General features: G+C 71.2%; 25 protein-coding genes and 1 pseudogene. 8 read left to right on the forward strand and 18 right to left on the reverse strand.

What is annotated here, in order from left to right; genetic code table 11:
- Window positions 1–31 precede the first annotated feature (31 nt).
- The 6 genes from ABZX90_RS01230 to ABZX90_RS01255 form a co-directional block, all read right to left on the reverse strand.
- Complete coding sequence (locus ABZX90_RS01230) at window positions 32–799, reverse strand: DUF4142 domain-containing protein (RefSeq protein ID WP_355200659.1); 768 nt, start codon at window positions 797–799, stop codon at window positions 32–34.
- Between the two features lie 301 nt (window positions 800–1,100).
- A complete protein-coding gene (locus ABZX90_RS01235) occupies window positions 1,101–2,429 on the reverse strand; it encodes a DUF692 domain-containing protein (protein ID WP_355200661.1) in 1,329 nt (442 codons plus the stop codon).
- A 153-nt stretch (window positions 2,430–2,582) separates the two neighbouring features.
- Entirely contained in the window at window positions 2,583–3,371 is a 789-nt protein-coding gene (locus tag ABZX90_RS01240) for a DUF4142 domain-containing protein (protein ID WP_351130448.1), read from the reverse strand.
- 186 nt (window positions 3,372–3,557) lie between these two features.
- Window positions 3,558–4,169: a TIGR03086 family metal-binding protein gene (locus ABZX90_RS01245; protein WP_355200663.1), complete on the reverse strand. Its 612-nt coding sequence runs from the start codon at window positions 4,167–4,169 to the stop codon at window positions 3,558–3,560.
- Between the two features lie 155 nt (window positions 4,170–4,324).
- Entirely contained in the window at window positions 4,325–4,969 is a 645-nt protein-coding gene (locus ABZX90_RS01250; protein WP_355200665.1) for a TetR/AcrR family transcriptional regulator, read from the reverse strand.
- A 68-nt stretch (window positions 4,970–5,037) separates the two neighbouring features.
- Entirely contained in the window at window positions 5,038–5,409 is a 372-nt protein-coding gene (locus ABZX90_RS01255) for a DUF4267 domain-containing protein (RefSeq protein WP_351130444.1), read from the reverse strand.
- A gap of 87 nt (window positions 5,410–5,496) precedes the next feature.
- Between ABZX90_RS01255 and ABZX90_RS01260 the strand changes: the two are divergent.
- Window positions 5,497–5,803 (forward strand): annotated as a pseudogene (locus ABZX90_RS01260) (hypothetical protein).
- A gap of 184 nt (window positions 5,804–5,987) precedes the next feature.
- On the forward strand, window positions 5,988–6,806 hold the full coding sequence (locus ABZX90_RS01265; RefSeq protein WP_355200667.1) for an SAM-dependent methyltransferase: 819 nt from the start codon (window positions 5,988–5,990) through the stop codon (window positions 6,804–6,806).
- A gap of 78 nt (window positions 6,807–6,884) precedes the next feature.
- Here the strand turns inward: ABZX90_RS01265 and ABZX90_RS01270 are convergent, their stop codons facing one another.
- Together ABZX90_RS01270 and ABZX90_RS01275 are read right to left on the reverse strand one after the other, a co-directional pair.
- Window positions 6,885–7,808, reverse strand: coding sequence for a helix-turn-helix transcriptional regulator (locus tag ABZX90_RS01270; protein ID WP_351130442.1), 924 nt, complete (start codon window positions 7,806–7,808; stop codon window positions 6,885–6,887).
- 128 nt (window positions 7,809–7,936) lie between these two features.
- Entirely contained in the window at window positions 7,937–8,167 is a 231-nt protein-coding gene (locus ABZX90_RS01275) for a DUF397 domain-containing protein (protein WP_351130475.1), read from the reverse strand.
- Window positions 8,168–8,456: 289 nt separating this feature from the next.
- Here ABZX90_RS01275 and ABZX90_RS01280 point away from each other — a divergent pair, with 289 nt between their 5' ends.
- On the forward strand, window positions 8,457–8,930 hold the full coding sequence (locus tag ABZX90_RS01280) for a hypothetical protein (protein ID WP_351130441.1): 474 nt from the start codon (window positions 8,457–8,459) through the stop codon (window positions 8,928–8,930).
- Window positions 8,931–9,080: 150 nt separating this feature from the next.
- Here ABZX90_RS01280 and ABZX90_RS01285 read toward each other — a convergent pair whose 3' ends face one another.
- From ABZX90_RS01285 to zapE, 4 genes are all read right to left on the reverse strand, one after another.
- Window positions 9,081–9,830 carry a peptidyl-tRNA hydrolase gene (locus ABZX90_RS01285; RefSeq protein ID WP_355200670.1) on the reverse strand — a complete coding sequence of 250 codons (750 nt, stop codon included), beginning with the start codon at window positions 9,828–9,830 and terminating at the stop codon, window positions 9,081–9,083.
- A 174-nt stretch (window positions 9,831–10,004) separates the two neighbouring features.
- Window positions 10,005–10,211 (reverse strand): hypothetical protein, encoded by a 207-nt coding sequence (locus ABZX90_RS01290; protein ID WP_355200672.1) that lies wholly within the window; start codon window positions 10,209–10,211, stop codon window positions 10,005–10,007.
- A gap of 245 nt (window positions 10,212–10,456) precedes the next feature.
- Window positions 10,457–11,521 (reverse strand): slipin family protein, encoded by a 1,065-nt coding sequence (locus tag ABZX90_RS01295; protein WP_355200674.1) that lies wholly within the window; start codon window positions 11,519–11,521, stop codon window positions 10,457–10,459.
- 211 nt (window positions 11,522–11,732) lie between these two features.
- Complete coding sequence (gene zapE, locus ABZX90_RS01300) at window positions 11,733–12,839, reverse strand: cell division protein ZapE (RefSeq protein WP_355200676.1); 1,107 nt, start codon at window positions 12,837–12,839, stop codon at window positions 11,733–11,735.
- A gap of 37 nt (window positions 12,840–12,876) precedes the next feature.
- Between zapE and ABZX90_RS01305 the strand changes: the two genes are divergently transcribed.
- From ABZX90_RS01305 to msrB, 4 genes are all read left to right on the forward strand, one after another.
- Window positions 12,877–13,671: a pyrimidine reductase family protein gene (locus ABZX90_RS01305; protein WP_351130436.1), complete on the forward strand. Its 795-nt coding sequence runs from the start codon at window positions 12,877–12,879 to the stop codon at window positions 13,669–13,671.
- A 150-nt stretch (window positions 13,672–13,821) separates the two neighbouring features.
- The gene (locus ABZX90_RS01310; protein ID WP_351130434.1) at window positions 13,822–14,277 is read left to right on the forward strand and encodes an indole-3-glycerol phosphate synthase; all 456 of its coding nucleotides are present in this window, start codon (window positions 13,822–13,824) and stop codon (window positions 14,275–14,277) included.
- A 301-nt stretch (window positions 14,278–14,578) separates the two neighbouring features.
- A complete protein-coding gene (gene murC / locus ABZX90_RS01315) occupies window positions 14,579–15,967 on the forward strand; it encodes a UDP-N-acetylmuramate--L-alanine ligase (protein ID WP_355200678.1) in 1,389 nt (462 codons plus the stop codon).
- Window positions 15,968–16,012: 45 nt separating this feature from the next.
- Window positions 16,013–16,420 carry a peptide-methionine (R)-S-oxide reductase MsrB gene (msrB, locus tag ABZX90_RS01320; protein ID WP_351130431.1) on the forward strand — a complete coding sequence of 136 codons (408 nt, stop codon included), beginning with the start codon at window positions 16,013–16,015 and terminating at the stop codon, window positions 16,418–16,420.
- A gap of 141 nt (window positions 16,421–16,561) precedes the next feature.
- Here msrB and ABZX90_RS01325 read toward each other — a convergent pair whose 3' ends face one another.
- From ABZX90_RS01325 to ABZX90_RS01350, 6 genes are all read right to left on the reverse strand, one after another.
- The gene (locus tag ABZX90_RS01325; protein ID WP_355200680.1) at window positions 16,562–20,305 is read right to left on the reverse strand and encodes a trypsin-like peptidase domain-containing protein; all 3,744 of its coding nucleotides are present in this window, start codon (window positions 20,303–20,305) and stop codon (window positions 16,562–16,564) included.
- A gap of 33 nt (window positions 20,306–20,338) precedes the next feature.
- On the reverse strand, window positions 20,339–20,680 hold the full coding sequence (locus tag ABZX90_RS01330; protein WP_351130429.1) for a CU044_2847 family protein: 342 nt from the start codon (window positions 20,678–20,680) through the stop codon (window positions 20,339–20,341).
- Window positions 20,681–20,896: 216 nt separating this feature from the next.
- A complete protein-coding gene (locus tag ABZX90_RS01335; RefSeq protein WP_351130427.1) occupies window positions 20,897–21,160 on the reverse strand; it encodes a hypothetical protein in 264 nt (87 codons plus the stop codon).
- A 194-nt stretch (window positions 21,161–21,354) separates the two neighbouring features.
- Window positions 21,355–22,467 (reverse strand): lysylphosphatidylglycerol synthase transmembrane domain-containing protein, encoded by a 1,113-nt coding sequence (locus ABZX90_RS01340; RefSeq protein ID WP_355200683.1) that lies wholly within the window; start codon window positions 22,465–22,467, stop codon window positions 21,355–21,357.
- A 283-nt stretch (window positions 22,468–22,750) separates the two neighbouring features.
- Window positions 22,751–23,416: a DUF305 domain-containing protein gene (locus ABZX90_RS01345; protein WP_355200869.1), complete on the reverse strand. Its 666-nt coding sequence runs from the start codon at window positions 23,414–23,416 to the stop codon at window positions 22,751–22,753.
- 191 nt (window positions 23,417–23,607) lie between these two features.
- Window positions 23,608–24,057, reverse strand: coding sequence for a DUF6153 family protein (locus ABZX90_RS01350; RefSeq protein ID WP_355200685.1), 450 nt, complete (start codon window positions 24,055–24,057; stop codon window positions 23,608–23,610).
- A gap of 275 nt (window positions 24,058–24,332) precedes the next feature.
- Here ABZX90_RS01350 and ABZX90_RS01355 point away from each other — a divergent pair, with 275 nt between their 5' ends.
- Window positions 24,333–25,736: a DUF3533 domain-containing protein gene (locus ABZX90_RS01355; RefSeq protein ID WP_351130424.1), complete on the forward strand. Its 1,404-nt coding sequence runs from the start codon at window positions 24,333–24,335 to the stop codon at window positions 25,734–25,736.

Here is a 25,736-nt window from a genome sequence, read left to right on the forward strand (position 1 = left end):
TGCCGGGTGTCGGAGACTTCGCGGACGAACCTCAGGGAGTCGACGTCGGGTTGGGGCGCGCCGCGGCCGGCGGGAGCGGGTAGCCAGGGGACGGGCTCACCGGGACCGGCGACTGCGGGGACCGGGTCGGGCCGGGCGGCGCGGGGGAGCTGGTGAGCGGCGGCGGGCTCGCCGTCGCCGCGTCCTCGGCGAGCGCGTCGAAGTCGACGTAACCGGTCGCTTCCAGGACCTTGATGTGGTCGAGCACGGTGGTGTTCGCGTCGTCGGCGAGATCGCGCACGAGCGAGTTGCGCGTGTTCGCGCGGACCTGGGCCACCACGGAGAAGACCTTGCCGTGCGCCTTGCGCAGGATGTTCGCGAAGTCCCGGTCGTACTCCGTGCCGTGCGCCGCGTTCAGCGTGTCCAGCCACTGGCGCTGCTGCGGATTGGGCTGGTTGGGCAGCTCCAGGCCGAGCCGCGCGGCGACGTTGCGGACCCGGGAGTCCAGGAACGTGTGTCCCTCGATGAGGTGCTGGCCCGCCGTCCGTACGGCCTGGGTGGTGCCGCGCTCCTGGGCCTGCTGGCCCGCGGGCAGCTCCCAGAGCCCGGCCAGCCGGACCTTGGTGACGAACTCCCGGTCCAGGGCCGACAGCGGACCGAACCGGGTCGGCACGGTCTGTGCGTTCAGGGTGTCCAGGCCGGTGCCGGCGCGGTCCGCGTACGACCAGATCGGAAAGGCCAGCGCGATCAGGGTCGCCAGGAGGGCGGTGGTGACGAGCCCTGTGCCACTGACCAATCCGGTGCGGTTGATGGATCGCATGGTGCCTCCTGTTGCGACACCGCACGCTAATGCGCTTCGGGTGCGGGTTGGCATGCTACTGCGGGCGCTACGCCAACTTCCGTACGGGAGGAATGGGTTGAGCGGAGGGTGGAAGGCACCGGTTGCGGTAGTTCGGGCGCACGTCAGACCACCGCGAAACCGAAGAAAACGGACGCACACATCACCTTCACAGGGAGCGGTGTTACTCCGAGCACACTCTGCGGACGGGGCGCGCCGGGAGGGTGTGGTCAAGGCGGCGCGCGGCGGCCGGCGCGGGCGTGGGGACCGGCCGGCCGCGGGTTCAGCGGCGCAGGAGTGCCCTGCGGGTGGCGCGGGCCAGCCGGGCCGCGGGACGCCACGACAGCGGGGCCGGACCCGATCGCTCCAGCCACCAGTCGCGCAGCCGCCGCGTCTCCGCGCCCTCCGGGAGTCCGGCGAGCAGCAGGTGTTCGGCGAAGTCCAGGGCGTCGCGCCGGTACCCGTCGGTCATCGGATGTCCGTGCGCGTACGCGAGGAACGCCGGCCGGTAGCCGGCCGCCAGGATCTCCGGCAGCTCCGGAGCCACCTTCGCCACGACGTCCGCGCGCTTGGCGGCGAGGGCGCGCGCCTGCACCCCGAGCCGAACGCGGTCGAAGCCCTCGGGCACGGGGGTCCCCGCGACGAGCGCGGACAACAGGGCGGTCTGCGCGAGCGCCAGCCGCTGACGGGCTGCCTCCTCGACGTCCGGGCCGGAGTGTGCGGTGGCCGCGCCGCCCAGCGGCACGGCCGCGCCCCGCCCGGCCGCTCCGGTCGCGGTTCCCGCCCTCTCCACGGTCTCCCGGATCGCCGTCAGCTCGCGCTCCAGCTCGGCCGGTTCGGGGAAGTTCTCGTCCCGTTCGAGGAGGACCCCCGGCGGGGTCACCCGGGACGCCAGGTCGGCGAGGATGTCGAGAACGGGCCGGGGAACGGGATGGGCGTGGCTGTCGTGCCAGACGCCGTCCCGTTCGAAGCCGCCGGCGACATGGACGTAGGCGATGGCCTCGACAGGGAGTTCGGCGAGGGCCTTGGCGGGGTCCTCACCCCGGTTGACGTGGTTCGTGTGGAGGTTGGCCACATCGATGAGCAGCCGGACGCCGGTGCGGTCGACCAGGTCGTAGAGGAACTGTCCCTCGGTCATCTCCTCGCCGGGCCAGGAGATCAGCGCGGCGATGTTCTCCACCGCGAGGGGCACGGGCAGCGCGGCCTGCGCCACCCGGATGTTCTCGCACAGGACGTCCAGCGCGTCCCGGGTGCGCGGAACCGGCAGCAGATGCCCGGCCTCCAGCAGCGGTGACGCGGTGAGCGGGCCGCCCGCCCGTACGAACGCGATGTGTTCCGTGACGAGCGGTGAGCCCAGCGCCTCGGCGCGTTCGGCGAGCGCGGCGATCCGGGACTCGTCGGGGCGGTCGGCGCCGCCGAGGCCCAGGGAGACCCCGTGCGGAACCACCGTGACCCCCCGCTCGCGCAGCCGCAGCAGCGACTCGGGGACATGGCCGGGGCACACGTTCTCCGCCACGGCCTCGACCCAGTCGATGCCGGGCATGCGCTCCACGGCCTCGGCGATCTCCGGCCGCCATCCGATTCCCGTACCCAGCCGCATCGGCTGCCCCATGTCCCCTCCTCCGTCGCGGCCTCGACCGGGCCTGGCTGTGTGTCGTCTCCCCACGACGGCCCGCGTTCCGGCGTGACGGAGTCATGGCCCCGGGATCCGGGGCCGAACCCACCGGAGCGGACGTTCAGAGCAACATTTGAGGTTCCGTGCCGGCTACTGGAGCACCTTGTCCGGGTCCGACGGCTCCGGCCGGGCAGTGTTCACCGTGCCGGGCGGCTGCGCCGACGGGCTCGACGAGACATCGACACCGTCGCCCGGCTGGACCGGCGGGGCGGAGGCCACCGGCGAGCCGATGGTCGGCGGCGGGGGACCGGTGGGGCTGGCGGTCGACGCCGCGGCCGTGTCGTTGGCGATGGCGTCGAAGTCGACCTCTCCCGTCTTCTCCAGCACGGTGATGTGGTCGAGGACGGTCAGGTTGGCGTCACTGGCCAGCTGCCGCACCAGCGTGTTGCGCGTGGCGTTGCGGACGGCGCCGATCGCCGGAAAGATCTTGCCGTGCGCGGCGCGCAGCAGATTCGCGAACTTCCTCTCGTACTCCTTGCCCGTCGCCGCGCTCAGCTCCTGGAGCCAGCCCTGCTGCTGCTCGTTCGGCTGGTTCGGCAGCTCGACGTTGAGCTGGGCCGCGATGATCCGTACCCGCTTGTCGAGGTCCGTGTGCCCGACGATCAGGTGGTCGCCGGCCTCCTTGATGGCTTTGGTGGGCGCCCGCTCGATGGCCTGCTGTCCGGCGGGCAGTTCCCACAGCCCGGCCAGCCGCACCCGGACGATCAGATCGCGGTCCGAGGCGGACAGCGGCCCCCACTGGGTGTTCACCGTCCCCGCGGCGAGGTTCGCCTGGCCCGTGCCCGAGCGGTCGGCGTACGACCAGACGGGGAACGCGAGCGCTCCGAGGGTGGCGACGAGCGCCGCGATCACGAGGGCGCTGCCGTTGATACGCCGCAAAGGTGCCTCCCGGGGCAAACCAATTGGTCGTTGAAGACCAACTCTTGGCCAGTGCTTGGTGGTACGTACGGGACGGCTGTGCTGTTCAATCGATGGCGCGGAGGAGTCGGGATCATCGGACGGAGGGTGCGGAACGCGACGCGGCCGGATGGGCGGAGCTCCCGGTCCGGGGCCGGTCCACAACCGCTAGCGTGCCGAGGGCCATTCGTCCGGGTCGCGGCCCAGCAGTCGCAGCGTCTCGACCAGGGGATCCGCCCCGGAGGGCACCTCCAGGGCGGGCGCGAACGCGAAGCCCGGCCCCCTGAGCGCGGGGTCGGCCGGGACCCGGCGGGCGACGGCCGACGCCGCTTCGAGGACGGAGCCGGACAGTTCGAGGCCGACGCCGAGCGACGCGGCCACGTCCCACGCGTGCACCACATGGTCGATGAAGTGGAAACCGACGGCGATACGGCCGGGGAAGCGCCCTTTGAGTTCCGGCAGGTCGAACTCCCGCTCCGTGACGCCCGGTTCGGCGAACGCGGCGAGCAACGTCGTCACCGCCGCCCGGTACGTCCGCGCCGGGTCGCGTGGATGCGCCGCCGACTCCCGCCAGTGCGCGGCCTCTTGACCCGCGCCGCGCGCCGCCGCCGCGAATCCGTGGTGCTGTGCGGTCATGTGCGCCACCAGTCGACGCAGCGACCACCCGGCGCACGGTGTGTCCCGGTCCCAGTCCGCGGGCCCTGCCGAGGCGACGACCCTGAGCGATTCCTGTACGGCGATCCGGTCGAGCTCGACGATGTCCGCTTCGGTGGTGCTCATGGAGAAGTCCTCCTGGCTGTCCGCTGTCGAGGTGTCCCGCGGCCGCGGCCCACCTCGGAGCCTCGGCCGGGTTCCGGTCGTCCCGAGCATAAAACTGAGCGAACGGTCGTGCTACTTGTTTTCCTCGGCCGTCACTGCGTCAGTTCCCTTGGGGATCAGGAGAGTTCGGGTGCGCGGGACGGATCCGTCGCCGCCGCGAGCAGTCGCGAGGTGATCGCGACGCGGGCCCTGCGGTAGGCGGTCGTTTCGTCATGCAGGACGGAGACGGCGTTGGCCGTCTCCATCAACGCGACGAGCTCGAAGGCGAGTTGGGCGGCATCCGTGTCGGACCGGAGCTCGCCGAGGTCACGTGCCTCGATGACGGTGTGTTCGACGTGGTCCGCCCAGGCCCGCTGGGCCTGGGCCACCGCGTCGTGGACGGGGCCGGGCCGGGCGTCGAACTCGGCGACGACCTCGTAGAAGAAGCAGCCCCCGGGGAAGACCCGGCTCCGCGAGTACTCCAGCCAGAGTTCGCACAGCCGCAGGACGCGGGTGATGCCGGCCGGGGTCTCGGCGGCGGGTCGGTTCACCCGCTCGATGTGGATGCGGGAGGCCTCGCGCACCGTGGCCAGTTGAAGCTCCTGCTTGGAGCCGAAGAGGGCGAAGACGCCGCTCTTGCTGAGCCGGAGCTCGGTGGCCAGGCGTCCGACGGACAGCGCCTCGAGTCCTTCGACCGAGGCGATGTCGACCGTGCGACGGAGGACCGACTGCCGTGTGCGGTTCCCGCGTTCGACCCTGCCGTCCAGCCGGGTCCCTGCCATCTGGACCTCCCACCCTCCCGTATGTGGGCCAAGCGTAGCCCGACGGGCGCGGGCGCCGCCGGGCCGTGTCAGACGGCGAAGAGCAGACCGGCGCTGACCAGGACGAGCGCGGCGGTGGCGAAGTGGATGCCGAAGGCGACGGCCTTCGTGCCGCCGTGGCGCAGCACTATCAGGGTGTCTCCGAGCGGCACCAGGGCCACGGTCAGCATGAACCAGGCCTCGGCGGTGGCGCCGGCGAAGGCCAGCAGGGCCAGCCCCATGACGCCGAGAGCGGCGTCGCGCAGCCCCTTGATCTCCAGATAGGCGGCGTCACCGTCCGGCTTGGCCGGGACGCCGTAACCGGTGGCGGCCGCCCGCGGCTGCACGAGGAACCGGGCGCCGATGAACAGGACGAGGAGGTCGAGCACGATGGCCAGGCCGTAGGCCGAGGGAGTGAGCATGTCGGATCTCCTTGCTAGCAGTGCTAGTGATGAGTGCGAAGCTAGCATAGCGTCGACATAAATACTAGCGGTGCTAGAATCACGGTCATGTCGATCCAGACGCGCCGCGAGCGCGAACGAGCGGAGCGCGAGCAGCTGATCGTGGCGGCCGCCAGTGAACTGGCCGAGAGCGAGGGCTGGGACGCGAGGCGCCGCCCGCGCTGCGGGACGCCTTCGGTGAGCTGCGCGAGGTCATCGTGCCGCTCGCCGGGGACGACGACCCGGGCATCCTCACCGAGACCTTCTGGAGCGGTCTGCACGGACTCGTCACCTGATGCGCAGTGGACGTCTGCCCCGCGCGGGACACGACCGGCGGCTGTCCCTGCTGATCGGCCACTTCGCGGCGGCCAGCTGAACGGGAGGCTTCAGCCGGCCCGCTGGACGAGGGCGCGGTCGGCCCGCCGGGTGAGAGGCGCGGGTCGGCGGGAGGGACTTCCCGGTGTCCTTCGTTCGGGGACTGGTATCGCCAACTTCCGTTTCCCTAATATGTATTGTCGGTCGAGCCAGTCCAGTTGGCGCGGCACGGATCTGGGGGAAAGATGCAGTCTGACCAGCAGCTGTCCACGTCGATCGATGCCACGGTGCCCACGGCCGCACGCATGTACGACTACTACCTCGGCGGCAAGGACAATTACGCCGCCGACCGGGCGGCCTGCGAAGAGTTGGACAAGGTCGTGCCCAGCACGCGCGCGCTGGCGCTGAACAACCGGCGCTTCCTTCAGCGGGTGGTCAGGACACTGGCGGACGGATACGGAATCCGGCAGTTCCTCGACCACGGATCCGGCCTGCCCACCCAGAACAACGTGCACCAGGTCGCCCAGGCGATCGACGAGGCCTCCCGGGTGGTCTACGTCGACGTCGACCCGATGGTGCTGGTGCACGGCCGGGCCCTGCTGGACCAGAACGACCGTACGGCCGTCATCCACGCCGACCTGCGGGAGTCCGAGGCGATCTTCGCCCACCCCGACACCCAGCGGCTGATCGACCTCTCGCAGCCGGTGGCCGTGCTGTTCAACTCGGTGTTCCACTGCATCCCGGACAGCGAGACCGACGGACCGCTCCCCGTGATCCGCCGCGTCGCCGAACGGCTGGCACCCGGCAGCTTCATGGTGATGTGCCAGCTGGTCAGCGAGGACGCCGAGGTCCGGGACTTCGTCACCGACTTCATGGACACCGCGACGCAGGGCCACTGGGGTCGGGTACGCCAGGAGAAGGATGTGGCGGAGTTCTTCGAGGGGATGGACATCCTCGATCCCGGACTCGTGGAGGTGTCCACCTGGCGGCCGGACACCGAAGTGGTGGCGCGTCAACTCACGCAGGAATGGATCGAGTTCGGCGGGGTCGGTCGCATCCGCTAGAGCGGCCCGCCCCGACGGGCACGTGCGTGCGCGTGCCCCGCTCGACTCCCGGCGGACGCGACACGGTGCGCTGCCCCGTCAGTGCGACGGGCTGTAGCGCTGTTCCACCGTTTCGCGCAGCAGCGCCAAGGACGCGCGGGGGCTGAGGGCCTCGTCGGCGAGCCGGTCCAGTACCACCCGGTACTCCTCCGTCTCGTCGCGGTCCTCCAGGAAGTTGGCGCTCCTGATGTGCTCCAGGTAGACGATGTCGGGGAGTTCGACGCCACCGAAGCGCAGATAGGTCACGGGGATGGCCGGCGCCGAGGCGTTCGTGACGTCCAACGGCACGATCTGCACGATCACATGGGGACGCTGGGCCATCTCGACGAGGTGCTCCAGCTGAGCGCGCATCACCTCACGGCTGCCCAGGACACGCAGCAGTACGGACTCGTCGACAACGGCCCACAGGTGAGGGGCGTCCGCACGGTTCAACAGCTCCCGCCGGCGCATGCGCAGCTCCACCCGGCGCTGCACCTCGCCGGCCGGCGCCGTCGGAAGACCGCGTTCCACCACGGCCCGGGTGTAGTCGGGAGTCTGCAGCAGGCCCGGAACGTACTGGATCTCGAAGGTACGGATGGTGGTGGCCGCCTCCTGGAGTCCGACCAGCCGGTCGAACCACTCGGGCATCAACCGCTTGTCGTAGCGCTGCCACCATCCCGGCTCACCGGCGCGCTTCAGGAGTCTCAGCAGGACCGACGCCTCGTAGGCATCGGTTTCGTACAGCTCGAGCAGCGCGCGGACGTCGCCCTCCGTGGGCGGCCGACGGCCCTTGCCCGCCTCGATGCGCGAGAGTTTCGCCGCGCTGAACCCCAGGGACCGCGCCGCCTGTTCCTGGGAGAGGCCGGCGTCCTCGCGGGCACCGGCCAGCTGAACGCCGACCAGCATCTTCAGCAGAGTGGGGGCGGGCTCCTCCCGGCTCAGATACGGTTCGAGACGGGAGACGCGGGGTGACTCGACGGACATCCTGACTCCCAGTCGACCGGCAGAAGACAGCCAAAATTATCGCACTGCGCCGGACTCTGCCGCATGCGGAGACAGAAGTGGACAACTAACCGTCCGCTTCAACGGAGTTCGGAGAAACAGGGGCCGCCTCACAGCAGATGGTCGAACTCCCCGTCCTTCGCGCCGGCCAGGAAAGCCGCCACCTCCGCAGAGGTGTAGACGAGGGCCGGACCGTCGGGGTCACGGGAGTTGCGCACCGCGATGCCTCCGTCGCCCAGAGCGGCCACCTCGACGCAGTTGCCTTCGGCGTTGCTGTGCCCGCTCTTGATCCAGCAGGCGCCCAGCGAGCTCGCCCGCACTCCGTTCGGCACTGATGGCACCACGCACTCTCCTTGCTGACGTTCCACCACGTGTGCATCGGCCGCCCGGTCGCGGGCCGTGGCCGGACCTCACGCAGCCCCTGCCTCCCTCCGTCTTCGTGCAATTTCTCGTGCAATTGCACGAAGACGCTGTCAGCGTGGATAATAGCCGTGGCGTCAACCTCGTTACCAGCACCTTGTGCTGACGCCGCATCAGGGGAGTTCCTTCGGGAGCGTGATCGTCCGGGCCGGATCGACGGCCTGCGCACACACCCCCTGGCCTTGTCCGACGCCTTCGGAGGGAGCGGAAATGGCAACACCACTCAGGAACCTGGAACACGTGTCGTGGGACGAGATCAAGGACTCCAAGGGGTCGGCGGAAGCCATCCCGTTCCTGCTCACCACCGTCGCCCGGGGTGACACGGCCACGGCGAGGACCGCACTCCAGGACCTGAGGGAACGAATCTGCCAGTTCGGATTCGTGGTGGAGCAGGCTACGGCCGCCACCGTCCCCTTCCTCTGGGAGCTCGCCGAACTTCCCCAGGTCACCTGCCGCGTGCAGGTCATCCAACTGCTGAAGGACATCGCGGACGCCCGGCAGTGGGAGCGGACGGCCGCCGCCTACCCGAAACTCCTCAACCGCCGCGAGAACTGGGTGGGCTGGGAGCGCGAGGCGCGCCAAGCCGTACGCGCCCACCGCGGCACCCTCCAGCACCTGCTCGCCGAGCCCGACACCGAACTCGTCCGGGCCACGACGGAACTCGCCTCCACGCTGTCCGACTGACGGCGCGGACCCGAGGGCCGGGCGGCGGTGCGCACCCCCGCCGCTTCCACCCACCGCACTCCCATGCACCCTGGCGCACTTCTCTGCGCCCGCGGTGCACTCCACTGCGCCCTCGGCGCACGTCGGCGGTCGGGGGGGAGCCCCCCGGTCTCAGCCCGCCGAGTGCTGCGCGCGTTCCGTCAAGGCGCTGACGCGGTCGTGTCCCTCGACGGCGACCGTGAGCCCGGGCGCGATCTCCGTGAACCCCGCGTCACGGACCAGCGGCCCACCGAAGGTGGTGAGTTCACGCCAGCGGGCCGGATCCGCGGTGCGCACGGACAGGGCGAAGTCCGCGTCACGCCACGCGGCCCGCTCCTTCTCCGACAGCTCCCACCAGGCCAGTTGGGCGCCATGGCCCGTCTGCGCCATCGTCTTGCCGGCCGACATGTCCAGCTCCGGGTTGAGCCACAGCACGGGCGCCGTCGGATCGGCCGGCGCCGGCGGCTCCGGATCGTCGAGGTCCGTACCGGACACCTGGAGCCGCGCCAGATCCTTGGGCCAGCCGTCCAACGGCACCGGCGGGAAGACGCGCACCTCGACGGACCTCCCGGTCACCGTGATGCCGGGCAGCGCCTCGGCCCGCCGCCACTCGGCTCCCCGCGCCCGCCGTACGACCTTGCGGATCCGGGCGTCCTGCCAGTCCCGCATCGCCTGCGCCCACTCGCCGTCCCCGAGCGAACGCTCGTCGCTCAGGATGGTGAGCACGGCCCGGGCCGCGGTCTCCAGCGCGTCGGTGCGCGCCGGGGGAGCGGCCTTCTCGATGTGCACCACCAGCGGCAGCACGAACTGCGGTGCCTCGTCGCGCGAGGTGGGATCGGAACGGAACGGGCTGTCGTCGGCGGGGGTCGGGTCGCTGCTCACGCCCACCAGTCTGCCAGGCGGAAGATCCGTTCAGGACGGACGGTGCTCGCGGGGGCCTCCCCGGCCGGTGCCGCCTTGACACCGCCCGGACACCGCCCGCCTGAGCGGTGCCGGCCCGCGGTGCCGGCCCGCGGTGCCACGCTGCGCTTCCGCCACCCCAGGCCGTCTCGCCGGTCAGCCCGAACACGCGGTGCGCTGTGCCTCCTGCCACTCGCACACGGGGCACAGCGTGATCCCCTTGTGCGACTCCGGGTACTCGGTGGGCTCACGGCACAGCACACACTCCGCGTACGGGGTCCCGCCGTCGCTCGCCGTACCGAGGGCGTGGACAGGTTCCCCGGCCGGCCGGTCCGCGCCGATCGCGCGGTCGTCGTCGCTCATGCCGCCAGCTTACGAGCGGTGGTCGGCCGGGGAGTACGAGGAGCGGGCGGGCCACGGGATGCTCGGCGCCGTCCGCCCGCGGCGCCGATCGGCTCGGACGCGGCGTCGCCATCAGCCCGCCGATTGTCGAAACGCTCACCGGCCGCCGCCCGTGCCCCGTGATCCGAGAGCCGTCGCCTCCCGTGCTCCTCGCACTGCCCGCCGTGTGCTCAGGCGGCCGGCTCGAACAGCTCGCGGGCACGGGATTATCCGGCGCGCTCCTCCGGCTCGTCCGTCTCCCCGGACCCGTCCGCATGCCCGGCATCGTCCAGACCCCGGGGCCCGTCCGGTTCCCCGGGCTCCCTCGGCGTCCCGGGCTGATCCAGAATTGCGAACGTGTCCGGGATGCCGAGCCCGTCCGTGTCCGCGAACGCCTCCGGGAGGCCGAGCGCCTCCGGTACTCCGGCGATCCGGTCCGAGGCGGCGGGAGGCTCGGCGGGCTCGACCGCCGGCTGCCGCTCCACCTCGGAAGGCGCCTTCGGCTGCCGTTCCGTCACGACGGGCGCCTGTCCCGACTGGGCCCGCTCCAGGAAGCGCAGCAGCTCCACCGGGAAGGGCAGGACGAGCGTGGAGTTCTTCTCGGCCGCGACGGCCACCACGGTCTGCAGCAGGCGCAGTTGGAGCGCGGCCGGCTGTTCCGACATCACCTCGGCGGCCTGGGCCAGCTTCTTGGACGCCTGCAACTCCGCGTCCGCGTTGATGATCCGGGCCCTGCGCTCACGGTCGGCCTCGGCCTGCCGGGCCATGGACCGCTTCATCGTCTCCGGCAGCGACACGTCCTTGATCTCGACCCGGTCGATCTGCACGCCCCAGCCGATCGCCGGGCTGTCGATCATCAACTCCATCCCCTGGTTGAGCAGTTCGCGGTTGGACAGCAGGTCGTCCAGGTCGCTCTTGCCGATGATCGAGCGCAGCGAGGTCTGCGCCATCTGGGAGACCGCGAAGCGGTAGTCCTCGACCTTGATGACCGCGTCGGCCGCGTCCACCACCCGGAAGTAGACGACCGCGTCCACCCGGACCGTCACGTTGTCCCGCGTGATGCCCTCCTGGGCCGGCACGGACAGGGTCACGATCTGCATGTTGACCTTGCGCAGCCGGTCCACGAAGGGCACGACCATGGTGAAGCCGGGGGGGCGGACCTCCCCCGCGAGCCGCCCGAGGCGGAGGACGACGCCGCGTTCGTACTGCTTGACGACCCTCGCACCAGCCGCGACATAGACCACACCGGCGGAAGCGGTCACCGCGATCGCCGCGATGAGTTCCTGGATCATCAGGACCACCTTCCGGGCCGCCCGATTTACCTGACATTTCCACTTTACGTCGCGGGAGTGCGGTCCTTGCCGGGCCTGCCCGCGGGGAAGAGGGCGGGCGGGGCGCCAGGAAGGGCGTTCGGTGGAGTGCCTGGAACCGGGCCCCGTGGAGGGTGGGCGCGGTTGGTGCCGCCCCGCTCTTCGCGGGGAGGATTTGCGAGGAGGACGGATCCTAGGATCCCGCGCCCTCCACGAGTCCCTTCGCGTCGCGGGCGAGGGCGGTCAGCCGGGAGATCGCGCGGAAGTACTTCTTGCGGTAGCCGCCGTTCAGCATCTCCTCGCTGAACAGCCGGTCGAAGGGCATTCCGGAGGCGAGGACCGGCACCTCGCGGTCGTACAGCCGGTCCGCGAGCACCACGAGCCGCAGCGCCGTCGACTGGTCCGGGACGGGCTGGACGTCGGTGAGGCAGACCGCCCGGATCCCGTCGGTCAGCGCGCCGTACCGGCTTGGGTGGACGCGGGCGAGATGGTCGAGCAGGTGCGGGAAGTCGTCCAGGGACGCGCCCGGGGTGGCGTACGCGGCCTTGGTGACCTGCTCGTCGGAGAACGGGGACGGCGCCTCCGGCAGTCCGCGGTGGCGGTAGTCCTCACCGTCGATGCGCAGCGGGCGGAAGTGCGCGGACAGGCCCTGGATCTCCCGCAGGAAGTCGGCGGAAGCGAACCGGCCCTCGCCGAGCTTGCCCGGAAGCGTGTTCGAGGTGGCCGCGAGCGCGACGCCCGCGTCGACCAGCTTGCCGAGCAGCGTGGAGACGAGGACGGTGTCGCCCGGGTCGTCCAGTTCGAACTCGTCGATGCACAGGAGCCGGTGCTCGGAGAGGGTCTGCACGGTCTTCTGGAAGCCGAGCGCGCCGACCAGGTTCGTCAGCTCCACGAAGGTGCCGAACGCCTTGAGCGCGGGCTCCGCCGGGGTCGCGTGCCACATGGAGGCGAGGAGATGGGTCTTGCCGACGCCGTAGCCGCCGTCCAGGTAGACGCCCCGGGGGCCGGCCGGAACCTTCGGGGCCTTGCCGAAGCCGAACAGCCTCCGCTTGGGGGCGCCGATGGCGTGCGCCCCGCCGAGCCCTCCGGCGAAGCCTTCTAGGATGCCTACGGCCTCGATCTGGCTGGGCTGGTTCGGGTCCGGGATGTACGTCGCGAAGCGAACCGAGTCGAAGCGTGGCGGCGGCACCATCTCGGCGACGAGCCGGTCGGCGGGGACGTGCGGCTCGCGGGCGCACAGGGACGAGGGGGCCGCTTCGGCTATCGGGTCGATCCCGAAGGCGGTGGTGGTGGACGACACGGTTCCCCACTCTATGCGCCGTGCCACACTGCACGTCATGCGACGCCTGTTCCCTGTGACGTACGAAACAGCAGCCCAGGCCTCCGTCGAGGCCCCCGAGACGGATGTGACGGAGCGCGAGTGGGAGCTCGGGGAACTGGCGGAGGCGTACGCCTACCCCGAGGTCCGCGAGCCCTGGCTGCGGGCCAACATGGTGTCCACGCTGGACGGCGCCGCCCAGCACGACGGGCGCTCGCAGCCCATCTCCAGCGCCACCGACATGCGGATCTTCGGCGTCCTCAGGGGGCTCGCCGACGTGGTGGTCGTCGGAGCGGAAACGGTCCGGCAGGAGGGCTACCGGCCGGCACGCGCGCGTGAGGCCTTCGCGGAGCTCCGGAAGGCCGCCGGGCAGGGCCCCGCGCCCGCGATCGCGGTGGTCACGGCGAGCCTCGACCTGGACTTCTCGCTGCCGCTCTTCACCTCGCCCCTGGTGCCCACGCTGGTGCTGACGGGCGCGGCGGCCGCCCCCGACCGGATCGCGGAGGCCGAGCGGGCGGGCGTACAGGTGGTGATCGCCGGGGACGGCATGGGCATCGACCCCGCCCGCGCCGTACGGGCCCTGGGCGACCTCGGGCACACCAGGCTGCTGACCGAGGGCGGGCCCCGGCTGCTGGGCCAGCTGATCGCGGCCGGCGTCCTGGACGAGCTGTGTCTGACGCTGGCCCCGATGCTCTCCGCGGGCGACGCCCAGCGGATCGCCGGAGGGCCCTCCATTCCGGTCCCGCGCCAGTTCGAACTGGCGTCTTTGCTGGAAGAGGCCGGGTTCCTGTACAGCCGATACCGTCGGCCCTGACGACCTGACGGAGTAACAGGTTCCGTTTATCGATCGCCGGGCACATTAAATCGCGCAGTCCCCGTGGTGTCACGGGGCAGGATGGTTTCCGCAGGGGGCCGGGACGGCCCACGGACGAGAAGGGCGCCTGTCGTGTTCACAAGCGTATTGATGATCGAGAAGGCCCTGACGTCCGCCGACGTGGAGTTCGTCACCACCTTGCACGGTGACGAGGCGGTCGCCTTCCACGTGCTGCTCCAGCCCCGGGGCGACCAGGCGGACCGGCTGCTGCGGGCCATCGACGACGTCGCGCTCGGCGAGATCGACGAGGCGACCCGCGAGGGCGAGACACCGGAGGGCGAGGCCGCCGCCAGCCAGGGCGAGCGGGCGCTGGAGGTGTCGCTGGTGGCCCTGCGCACGTCCGGCAACGAGGCCGAGGGACGGCTCATCGAGGACCACCCGCTCGACGCGCTGAAGGGCCTGGTCGACGAGGTGAAGGCCGATGAGGTCATCGTGCTCACCGACCCTCACTACGTGGAGGAGTTCTTCCACCGTGACTGGGCCTCCCGGGCCCGCCACAAGGTGGGCGTGCCGGTGCTGAAGCTGTTCTCGCACAGCAAGGCGTGAGACACCTGCCGGGGCCGGGGCCGGGGCCGGCAGGTGGCGCGGTCCTGAGTCCTGAGTCGTGAGTCCTGGGGGCGCGCCGGTCATGGAGTCGCGGTCTGTCGGCGCACATCCCCGGGCGCCGACAACTGGTACGCCCCCTGCCGCGCCGCGAACGGCACGGCTTCGGGTCGGCCCCGGGCGGTCGGGGCGCGTCCGCCGGTGTCCCTTGTGAGGCGCTGTCCGCCGCACCCAATAGGCTGGGCGTGCGTTCCCTTCGGGAGAGCGCACCCACCTTCGTACCGGATCTTGGGGAGATACACGCATGGCACCCGGCCTTCCTACCGCGATGGACCGACCGCACTTCATCGGCATCGGCGGCGCCGGGATGTCGGGCATCGCGAAGATCCTCGCGCAGCGCGGAGCCCAGGTGGCGGGCAGCGACGCGAAGGAGTCCGCCACCGCCGAGGCCCTGCGCGCGCTGGGCGCCACGGTGCACATCGGGCACGCTGCCGGTCATCTCGCCTCTGACGCCACCTGCGTCGTGGTCTCCTCCGCGATCCGGGCGGACAACCCGGAGCTCGCCCGCGCGGCCGAGCTCGGCATCCCGGTGGTCCACCGCTCGGACGCCCTCGCCCGGCTGATGGACGGCCTGCGCCCGATCGCGGTCGCGGGCACCCACGGCAAGACGACCACGACGTCGATGCTGGCCGTGTCCCTGTCGTCGCTGGGCCTGTCCCCGTCGTACGCCATCGGCGGTGACCTCGACGCCCCCGGTTCGAACGCGCTGCACGGCGAGGGCGAGATCTTCGTCGCCGAGGCCGACGAGTCGGACCGCAGCTTCCACAAGTACGCGCCCGAGGTCGCGATCATCCTCAACGTCGAGCTCGACCACCACGCCAACTACGCGTCCATGGAAGAGATCTACGAGTCCTTCGAGACGTTCGTGGGCCGCGTCACCGAGGGCGGCACGCTGGTGATCTCGGCGGACCACGAGGGTGCCCGCGAGCTGACGCGCCGGGTCTCGGGCCGTGACGTGCGCGTGGTGACGTACGGCGACGCCGCCGACGCGGACGTCCGGGTGCTCTCCGTGGTCCCGCACGGTCTGACGAGCGAGGTGACGGTCCTGCTGGACGGTGCCGAGCTGACCTTCACGGTCTCCGTCCCCGGCCGCCACTACGCGCACAACGCGGTGGCGGCACTGTCAGCGGGTGTGGCCCTGGGCATCCCGGCCGCCGAGCTGGCCCCCGCGCTCGCCTCCTACACCGGCGTGAAGCGCCGCCTCCAGCTGAAGGGCGAGGCGGCCGGCGTCCAGGTCATCGACTCCTACGCGCACCACCCGACCGAGATGACGGCCGACCTGGAGGCCATGCGGGCCGGGGCCTCGGGCCGCATCCTCGTGGTCTTCCAGCCGCACCTGTTCTCCCGTACCCAGGAGCTGGGCAAGGAGATGGGCGAGGCCCTGTCGCTGGCGGACGCCTCGGTCGTCCTGGACATCTACCCGGCCCGCGAGGACCCGATCCCGGGTGTCACCAGCGAGCTGATCCTCCAGGCCGCCCGGGCGGCGGGCGCGGAGGTGACCCCGGTCCACGACAAGGCCGAGGTGCCGTCCGTCGTCGCGGGAATGACGAAGCCCGGTGATCTCGTTCTCACCATGGGCGCGGGCGACGTGACGGATCTCGGACCGGAGATCCTCGCCCGGCTGTCCGAGTAGCCGTGGCTCCCAGTGAGCCTTCTTGAACGTGAGGGGTTGAGCTTCATGTCGTACGACATCGAAAAGCCGGACGAGAAGTGGCGCGCGGAGCTGACCCCGGCCGAGTACACGGTGCTGCGCAAGGCGGGCACCGAGCCCGCCTTCACCGGTGAGTACACCGACACCAAGACGACGGGCGTCTACTCCTGTCGCGCCTGCGGCGCCGAACTCTTCACCTCCACGGAGAAGTTCGAGTCGCACTGCGGCTGGCCGTCCTTCTACGACCCGAAGGACACCGACGCCGTCGAGCTGATCGAGGACCGGTCGCACGGCATGGCACGGACCGAGGTGCGGTGTGCCCGCTGCGGATCACACCTCGGTCACGTGTTCGAGGGTGAGGGGTATGCGACCCCGACGGATCAGCGGTACTGCATCAACAGCATTTCGCTGCGGCTGACGCCCGACGAGGGCTGAGCGGGGTCGCAGCCGGAGCCTGAGCCGGAGTCGGCGCGGGTCCGGATTCGGAGCGCGGGTTCGGGTCCCCGGAGGACTCGAACCCCCGCTCCGGGCGGCTTCCGCGTCCGTGCTCCGGCAGCGACGCGACCGGGGACGCGGTCAGGTCCGGGGGATCGGCTCCCGGGACGACGCGGTGCCCAGCGCCGCACGGTTCCCCGGCTCCTGCCCCAGCTCCTCGTACACCCACGGCGGATCCCGTGGCGCCCGATTGCGGGTGCGGGTGTTGAGCAGGGAGCGGACCTCTCGCCGGGCTTCGCCTTTGGCGAGTCGCCCTGCCTGATGGCGTGTCAGGACCTCGTGGACCCTGGCCAGTTCGTTGTCCTCGGTGATCTCCGCCTCCGCCGTGCGGCGCTCACCGGTCTCGTTTCCCGCGGGGGGTCCGGTGTCGGGGTCGTCGTGGAAGAGGCGGGTCGCCGCGTGGCGTACGAGCACTTCGCAGCGCAGGAGGCCGGGTGCGCCCGAGGCGACACCCAGAGCCAGGCGTTCGGCGCGGGCGAGGACCCGGACGGCCTGTTCGTGCGCTTCCTGCGCCGCGTACAGCGAGCTCGCGTCGATGAGGGCTTCCAGAGCTCTGGGGTGGGTCTTGCCGCGCAGCCACAGATCGGCGGCGAGCTGCTGCAAATGGACCGCGGTGGCCGTGTCTTCGAGGCTCTGGGCGTTGAATGCGGCGTTGGCGTAGTCGTTGGCTGCGTTGCCGAGGTTGCCGATTTCTTCCCACAGTGTCGCCGCGCGGCGGTAGAGGTCGAGCGCCACTCTGGTGTTTCCCGCGTCGTCCTCGGCGAGCCCGCGTTCGTTGCACGCCATGGCACGGTACTCGGCGCTGCCCCACTGGTCCGCCAGTTCCGTGGCGGTCCTGCCCCACCGGAGCGCGAGCTCGGAACCGTCCATCCGGCGGGCGATACGGCAGTTGTTGATCGCGACCGGGACAGCGGAGGCCGAATGGCTCGCCGAGGTGAGCGTCGTGACCGCCCGTTCGCCCGCGGTCAGCGACTCGGCCCAGGCCTCCTCGTCCCACAGGATGAGGCTGAGCTTGAACTCGGCATCGGCGACGCACTGGTGGAGGCCGTACTCCCGCGCGATGTCGGCGGCCTGGCGCGCGGCGTCCGCGGCGGGGCCGGAGGCGCCGGCCCCGCGCAGCGTGTCGGCGTTGAGGAGACAGGCCTTGACCGCGTCCTCGGGCCGGCCCTGCCGCAGATGCAGGGCGATGCGCTCGTCGTTGACACCGATGACGGCGTCGAGTTCACCGCGCGCTGTGTACAGGACGTGCAGACCGATCGCCAGATCCGTCGCGAGATCCAGCCACCCCTTTTCCTGCGCGAGCCGTTGGGCCGCGTGGAAGCGGGTGGGGTCGAGCTCGCCCGACAGCTGGGCCCCTCGCACCTGGTCGGTGATCTCGGTCAGCCGTGCGCAGAGATACGACACGGAGGCGTGCTGGAACTCGCTCACGGTCTCGGGTGGTTCGTCTGTCGCCAGCCGTTCCATGCCGAAGAGCCGGACGAGGTCGAACAGGCGGAAGGTGGCCAGCAGTTGCCCGGCGGGCATGCGGACGAGGTCCTGCAGGGCGAGGCTGCGGTCCACCAGGCGGTTCAGCAGCAGTTCCTGGCGCAGTGCGGGTGCCTGGAGACAGTGGCCCAGTTCCGCCCCGGTGAGGGCCGATCCGGGTACGGCGGTGATCAAGCGGAGGACTCGGCGTGCGGCCGGGTCGAGGGCGTCGTGGCTGAGCCGGATCGCCAGGCGGACGGCCCGGTCGCCGTAGTCCAGGACGTCCAGCCGTTCTGATTCCGCCTCCATCAGCTGGACGAGGTAGGAGGGCGTGGGTCCGGTGGGGTGCGTCATGCGGGCCCCGGCGATGCGCAGCGCCATGGGCACGTCGTCGCAGAGATGGGCCAGCCGGTGCAGGGCGTCCCCCGCCTGGTCGTCGGAGGTGCCGAAGTCCCGTCCCTCCGCGCACCGGGTGAGCACCTCCACCGATGCGTCCCGGTCCAACGGTCCGACCTGGAAGACGAGTCCGGGATCGGCATAGTCCTGGGCACGGTCCCGCGAGGTCACGATGAGTCCGCATCCGGGCGGTGCCTTGACGAGGGGCCGTACGTGGGCGGCGTCGCGGGCGTTGTCCAGGACGAGCAGGACACGCCGATCGTGCAGCTGCGCGCGGAAGGACGCGAGAGCCCGGGCGTCGTCCATCATCTCCGAGCCGACATCGAGGCCCAGGGCCTCGTTGACGATCCGCACCACCGTACGGGCGTCAGGGCGGGCTTCCGCGTCCGGGATCAGCCCTTGAAGGTCCACGTAGAACACTCCGCCCGGGAAGGCGGGGGTGAGCGCGCGGGCGGCTTCGACGGCCACGACGGAGGTGCCTACACCCGGCTGCCCGCACAGGAAGGCGGTCGCCGCCCCGTGCCGAGTCATACGCCGGTCGACAGCGCCGGTGATCCTGCCCACGAGTTCCTCGCGGCCGGTCACGTACGGGTCCGCGGGTGGCAGGCCGGACATCTGGACGGCGACGGCGGCGAGTTCGGGGCGGCCCGGGGTGGGCCCGACTCCGAACGGCGTCCGGCGGGGGCCGTCCTCCTGTTGGCCACCGCTGCCCTCGCCCGTGCTGTCCGTCACCGGGCGACGAGCGCTGAGGAGTACGGCCTGCACCGACGAGGAGCGGATCGGGGGTAGTTGGTTCCGCAGCGCGTGCAGGAAGCCGGACAGCGGGATCGTGTCCCCGTCGTCCAGGGCCTCAAGCAGAAAGCGGCGGCACATGGGGGAGAGCTCCGCGAAGAAGCCGCCCTCCAACTCCTCGCACAGGACCCGGCGGAGGCTACCGAGGAGGGCGAGCGCCGCGTGGCCGGACAACTCTTGGTCCGGAGGGGTGCCGGGGAGCGGTTCCGTCCATCGGCGCACCGCCTCCTCGTGGTCGTCAAGGCGCGGGAGGAGCACTCTGGGTTCCAGGCCGCGCAGGCGGAGTCTGCGCCGCAGGCCGTCGGCCTCCCGCCGACCCCAGCCTCCGCCGCAGGCGCGCGAGACGATCGACTCCACAGCGTCGGCCAACCTGCCGGTTCCGCGGCACGAGTCGTCGAGCGCGGTCAGGACGATGGCGGCTTCCCGGGCCGCTTCGGCGGGACCGACGATGTCCGCCGCGACGGGGCCGCCGACGGACTCCAGGGCGGAGCCGCGTGCGGACAACACCGTTCCCACCTCGTTGTCCCAGGTGTCGAGCACCAGCCGCCGTTGTACGCCGACCTGGGCGGAGCCCTCCAGCAGGCGGGTGAGATCCTCGGTCCTGGCGACCCAGACCGAGTCACGCAGCCAGTGGTCGGCGCTGTTGTAGCGCGCCGACACCACGCCGAGCAGGAGTCCGTCGGGCAGGCGGACCACCGGGGCGCCGCTCATGCCGGGCAGCACCGAATCGGACGACAGCCTTCCCAGCGGCACACCGTCTCGTACCGTCCAGCCCTGCCACGTCCCCGTGGCGTGCAGGAACGTGTAGCTGTGCCCCGGGTCGTCCACCTCTGGGACGCCGTTGACCATCACCTTGGTGAGGAGTTCCACGTCGTCGGTCGGTGCCCAGTCGACCACCGACTCCTCGAGGGGTTCTCCGCGGGACAGCACGGCCAGGTCGCATACGGGGTCGACCGCCAGGACCTTCGAACGAGCCGAGGGCATCGAGCCGTTGAGCGCGTCGGTCGTCACCTCGGAGCCCACGTCTGCGCATCCGAGGTTCGCCAGAACGTGCCAGGCCGTGATCAGGACGCCGGGCGCCACCTGGAAGCACGTGCCCGTCGGAGAGCTGTCCTCGGCCAGAACTCGCCCGAGGCTCCTCGAGACTCGGGAATGACCGAGCGAACCGCTCATCCGACCCCTTCCTGGGACACGGCCCGCAGCGCGTCAGGCCCGTGGCTCCGGAGTCGGTGCCTGGTACGTCATCCGCACCACCAGAGAGGCTTCTCCAGAAGCGCCTGCCACGATGACGTTCCCCTGCGCCGAGAACTTCAGCCCGAACTCGACCTCGACCTGATCGGGCCGCACCACCTGGTCCCGGAGCCGCCCGACCGCCTGCGCCGTGGAGGTGGCGATCTCCACCACCGCGTCCCGCGCGAGCTCGAAGGAGTCCACGACCTGCCGGCCCGCGTCGCCCAATCGCGACGTGGGTTCGGAACCGGGCACGGGCACGGTTTCCACCAGCAGCTCGACGTCACCCACCCGTACGGGGAGCAATCGGGTTGTCATACGCACAACCTGCCATGCCATCGCATTCCTTGTCCCCGGAACACGCGGATCCCCGTTCAACAGGGGCGCAAGGGACAGGGGGCACGGCGGCGTCAGGAGGTCGGCGTCCAGGAGGTCCTGGGACCCCATCAGGTCCGGGCGAGCGGCTCCTGGGACGGCACGGTGCCCAGCGCCGACGATCGGCACGAACCAGACGACGACGGCCTGGACGCCGGACTAGGGGGCGGCGCCCGGGGTGATCGCTCGCGCGTTGCGCCGGGCGCGGCCGAACCAGACCAGGAAGAGCACGACGGTCGCCGTCATCAGATACGCGAACACCACTGGCGTGAGCCCCGACCTCTCCGAGGACACGTCCGTGGCGTCCACGTGGTGAGTTCTGACGGCCATGGCGCGGAACACGTCCGCGACGGTTGTCACGGCTATCGCGCCCTGCGCGCAACGGGCGAGGAGCCAGAGTGTCCTGGCGGCGGGACCGGTCAAGGTGGGGACCGGTTCTTCTCGGGCGGCACGCACCGTGGTGGCGCGGCGGGGACAGCGGTGCATCGGATCGTAGGACCGGGTGCCTGGTTCTCGTACCGCCGACTTCGATCACTCGCTCGCGCACGGGGCCGACGAGCCTCGTTCCAACGCCGTTCGAGCGCTCCCGCTGTCCCGCCCGGGCCCGCGCCCCGGCCTCACAGCACCTTGCGGTGGACCAGGGCGGAGAGGACGAGGGCGCCCGGGAGCAGCGGGATCCAGACCGTCAGGACGCGGTAGCCGATGACCGTGGCCGTCGACAGGCCCATCGGGGCGCCCAGCGCGACCATGGTGAACACCAGGGCCGCGTCCACCGGGCCGATTCCGCCTGGCGCGGGCACGGCACCGACGGCGGTACTCGCGATCAACAGGGCGAACACCACCTGCGCCCACGACAGCGGCAGCCCGAGCGAGAAGCCGACCGACGCGATCACACTCCCCTGGAGCACCGGGGCGGCGGCCGACCCGCCCCAGAGGGCGAGTACGCGGCTGGGCCGGGTGTGCAGGGTCCGTACATCGGTCAGCGCGGTGCGAAGGAAGTCCAGGGCCGGGCGGCGCAGCGGGCGGACGATCGCCAGGAGCAGGAAGGCTGTCGTGAGACCGAGCGCAACGCTTCCCGCGGCCAGGAGCAGTGTCCAGCGGTCCGGGGTGAGTCCGCCCAGTCGGAGGGTGTCGTCGAAGGCCACCAGGAACACGATGAGCACCGGCATCTTCGCCACCGGCTTGACCAGCGAGTACAGGGCGAGCGAGGCGGTTGCGCGAGCCAGGGGTATACCGCGGCCCTGAAGGAAGCGCAGAGTGACCGCGTGGGCGCCGATGCTCGCGGGCAGCACGTGGTTGGCGGCGCCGGCGGCGAACTGCGACGCCAACAGCGGGCCGGGCGGCAGCCTTTCCGGCAGGGCGCCCTGCCGGACACACGCGGCGGCCACCCAGCCCAGACCGGTGAAGAACACCGCGGCCAGTAGCCACCAGGGGTCGGCGGCACCCAGCCGGGCGGCGCCGTCGCGCATCGCTCGCCAGTCCAGTGCCGCCCAGGTCCCGATCAGCACAAGCGGGAGCAGCACCAGGGTCAGCCGGGTAAGGCGCGTGAGTGCTGTGAGACCGGTGAAGGAAGGGGGACGGGTGAGGGAAGAGGAGGGGGTGGAAGGGGAGTTGGCGGCGAATGGTGACTCACAGGGTGCGGGTGTGGAGACCCCTGTGAGGGCGGGGAGGGGCGTGGGGGTGGGGACGGGTGTGGGCGTGGGGAGGTTGTCGAGCGGGATCAGGGACACGGCGCACGTCGTCCTTCCGCGTCACGCCCGCGTACGGACGGACGGATCCAAGGCGTTGCAACGGGGACTGGGAGAAACGTTCCCGTTCGGTGTGACGCCACGGTGTCCGGGAGTGGAAGGGGGACCAGCGTGTGGGCGAAACGGCCGGAGGCGCCGCCCCGGGTGACGAACGGCTGAGGGGGCCGGAACGCGGGGGCGTGGACGGACGCCCGTACGGGCTCCCCGGGGTGGCCGGGACGGCCGGGGGCGGTGGGGGAGCCCGTACGGATGGTGGGACCGTGGGTCAGATGCGGTCGAGGATGCTCCGCAGGCGCTTCACCTCGGCGGACTGGCCGGTGACGATGTCGCCGGCCAGCTTCTTCGCTTCGGTGTTCTTCCCGCCGCTGCGTTCGGTCTTCGCCATGGTGATCGCGCCGTTGTGATGGTCGATCATCATCCGGGCGAACATCGTGTCGAACTCCCGGCCCTTCATGGCCTTGAGTTCCGTCATGTCCTTGTCGGACATCATGCCGTCGCCGCCCATGTCCATCCCGTCCATCCCGTCCATCCCGTCCGTCCCGTGCGTGGAGCCCTCGGCGGTGGGCTTGTTCCAGGACTTCAGCCAGCCCGTCATGGTGTTGATCTCGGGGTCCTGCGCCTGCTCGATCTTGCCGGCGAGGTCCTTGATCGCGGCGTCGGCGGCGCGGCCGTCGGCCAGCTCGGCCATCTCCACGGCCTGCCGGTGGTGCGGGATCATCATCTGCGCGAACGTGACGTCCGCGTCGTTGAAGCCACCGGACCCGGCTGCCTCGGGGGTGGCCGTCGCCGACTTCTTGCCGCTGCCGTGGTTCATGCCGCTCATGCCCTCGTCGTCACCGTCGCTGCCGCAGGCGGAGAGCAACAGGGCTCCCACGGCCACGACTCCGACGGCCACGACACGGTGGCGGACGGGCGTACGGCGGGTGGGCATCGAACGGGCGGGCAGGGCGGGCAGGTCGTGCTCCGCGGGCGCGGTCTGGGAGGTGTCCAGGGCATGCGTGAGGGTGGTCCGCCGGAATGCGGTCATGGTCGATTCACCTTTGTGTCGGTCGTTCTACGGCTGTTTCGGCGTACGCGTCGTCGCGGGGCCGCGCGTCGAGCGCGCCCGCGAAGGCGTTCGGCCTACTGCCGCAGGACCGTCAACCGGATCAGATCGGGGCCGCGTGGCGGAGGGTTCGGCCGCAGCGCGACCGGGGCGTCGGCGAGGAGGTCCGCCCACCGGTCGGGCCGGCGCGTGAGTGCGGTCCGCAGGAGCGCGGCGAGCACCCACACGCCGAGCAGCACCGCCATGCACAGCGACATCATGTCCATCGCCATGGCGGGCTCGTGGGGGCACGACGGGTGCCCGCAGTCCTCGGCGTGGCCGCGCTCGCGCGACGACGTCGCCGCTCCCATCGGATCGTGGCCGGAGGACGGGACCCGGGACGCGTGCGACGCCGTGTCCGTCCCGTGTCCGGACGACCCGTCGGGATGACCCAGGGTGTGCATCACGAACACACCCAGCGCGAGCACCACGATCAGCAGCAAGTGCCCGAAGGCCCCCGCCACTCGCTCGTATCGGCTCACCCGCACCCGGTCCGCTCCGTCCACCCGTGATCGCTCCGGTCCGTTCCGTTCACGCCCGACGGTACCGAACGCGGCCGCCGGTGTGGCGGAGGGGGTGCCGCCGTGGCGCCCTGCATTGACGATCCGTCATGACCGTTCCGTACGGTGTCGGCGATTCGGCGAGTCGCCGTCCGTGACACGCGCACACACCTGATCCTGACCTGACGTGCGGCCCCGGACGCTCCGGCAGGGGGCTGCGCACCCACGCCGCTCCCGTGCCGCCCCGGAACCTACGGAGAACCATGGACGCCGACAGCAATAGCCCCGCGGACGACGGCAACGACGATGCCAGGCGCGCCGGCGGTGATGACGCCACGGGTACCGGCGGCCGCGGCGGCACCGACGCCGGCCAGGGTGACCGTGTCAGTGCCCCCGCGCAGGCGCGTGCCGCCACGCTCCTGCGCCGTCCGCTGCTGTGGCTCGTGCCCACCGTGCTGACGGGGCTGCTCGCCCTGCTGCTGTCGCTCCTCTACATGGGCGGCATCGTCAATCCGAACCGGAACCTGCACGACCTGCCGATCGGCCTGGTCAACGCGGACACGGGCAAGCCGCCCCCGGGGCAGCGCCAGAACGTGGGCACCCAGGTCACCGCGGCCGTCGTCGCCGGCGACACCTCCGGCGCGGTCGACTGGCGCAGGCTCACCCGCGCGCAGGCCCAGGACGAACTCTCCTCGGGCAAGATCTACGGTGCCCTGGTCGTCCCCAGTGACTTCACCGACTCCGTCGCCGCGCTGACCACCGCGAACGCCACGGTCCGGCCCACCATGCTGGTGCTGACCAACCCCGGTATGGGCAGCCTCGGTTCGTCCCTCGCGAGCCGGATCACCACGACGGCCGCCCAGCAGGCATCCACGACCATCGGCAAGGAACTGACGGCATCCCCAGTGACCGCGAAGGCGGACCCCACCACGCGGCTCCTCCTGGCCGACCCCGTCCAGGTCGTCACCCGGGTCGGGCACCCCATCGGCCAACACAGCGGTCTCGGGCTGAGCGCGTTCTACTACACCCTGCTCCTGGTCCTGGCCGGGTTCCTCGGCGCCAACCTCATCAATACCGGCGTCGACACGGCCCTCGGCTATGCCGACAACGAGATCGGCCCCTGGCACACCCGCCGCCCCACCGTGCCGATCAATCGCACCCAGACCCTGCTGGTGAAGATGGTCATGACCGCCGGGATCACCCTGCTCACGGTCTCCCTGATCATGCTGGCCACCGTCGCGATCCTCGGCATGGACGCCACCCATCTGCCGCTGCTGTGGATCTACTCCTACTGTGCGAGCCTCGCCGTCGGACTGGGCGTCCAGGCGATCAACGCGGCGTTCGGCGGGATCGGGCAGCTCGTGTCCATGTTCGTGTTCATCGTGCTGGGACTGCCGTCCTCGGGCGCCACCGTCCCGCTCCAGGCAGTCCCCGGGTTCTACCGCTTCCTGTCCGTCTTCGAGCCCATGCGCCAGCTCAGCGACGGGGTGCGCGCCATCCTCTTCTTCGACGCGCGGGCCGACGCCGGTCTCGACCGCGCCTGGCTCATGATCGCCATCGGTTCCTTGCTCGCCCTCCTCTTCGGCTTCGCGATGACCCGCTACTACGACCGCAAGGGTCTGACCCGCCTGACCCCGCAGCCCGCCCACCTCACCTCCCCCGCCTGA

The sequence above is a fragment of the Streptomyces sp. NPDC002935 genome, from assembly GCF_040611295.1.
Lineage (GTDB): Bacteria > Actinomycetota > Actinomycetes > Streptomycetales > Streptomycetaceae > Streptomyces.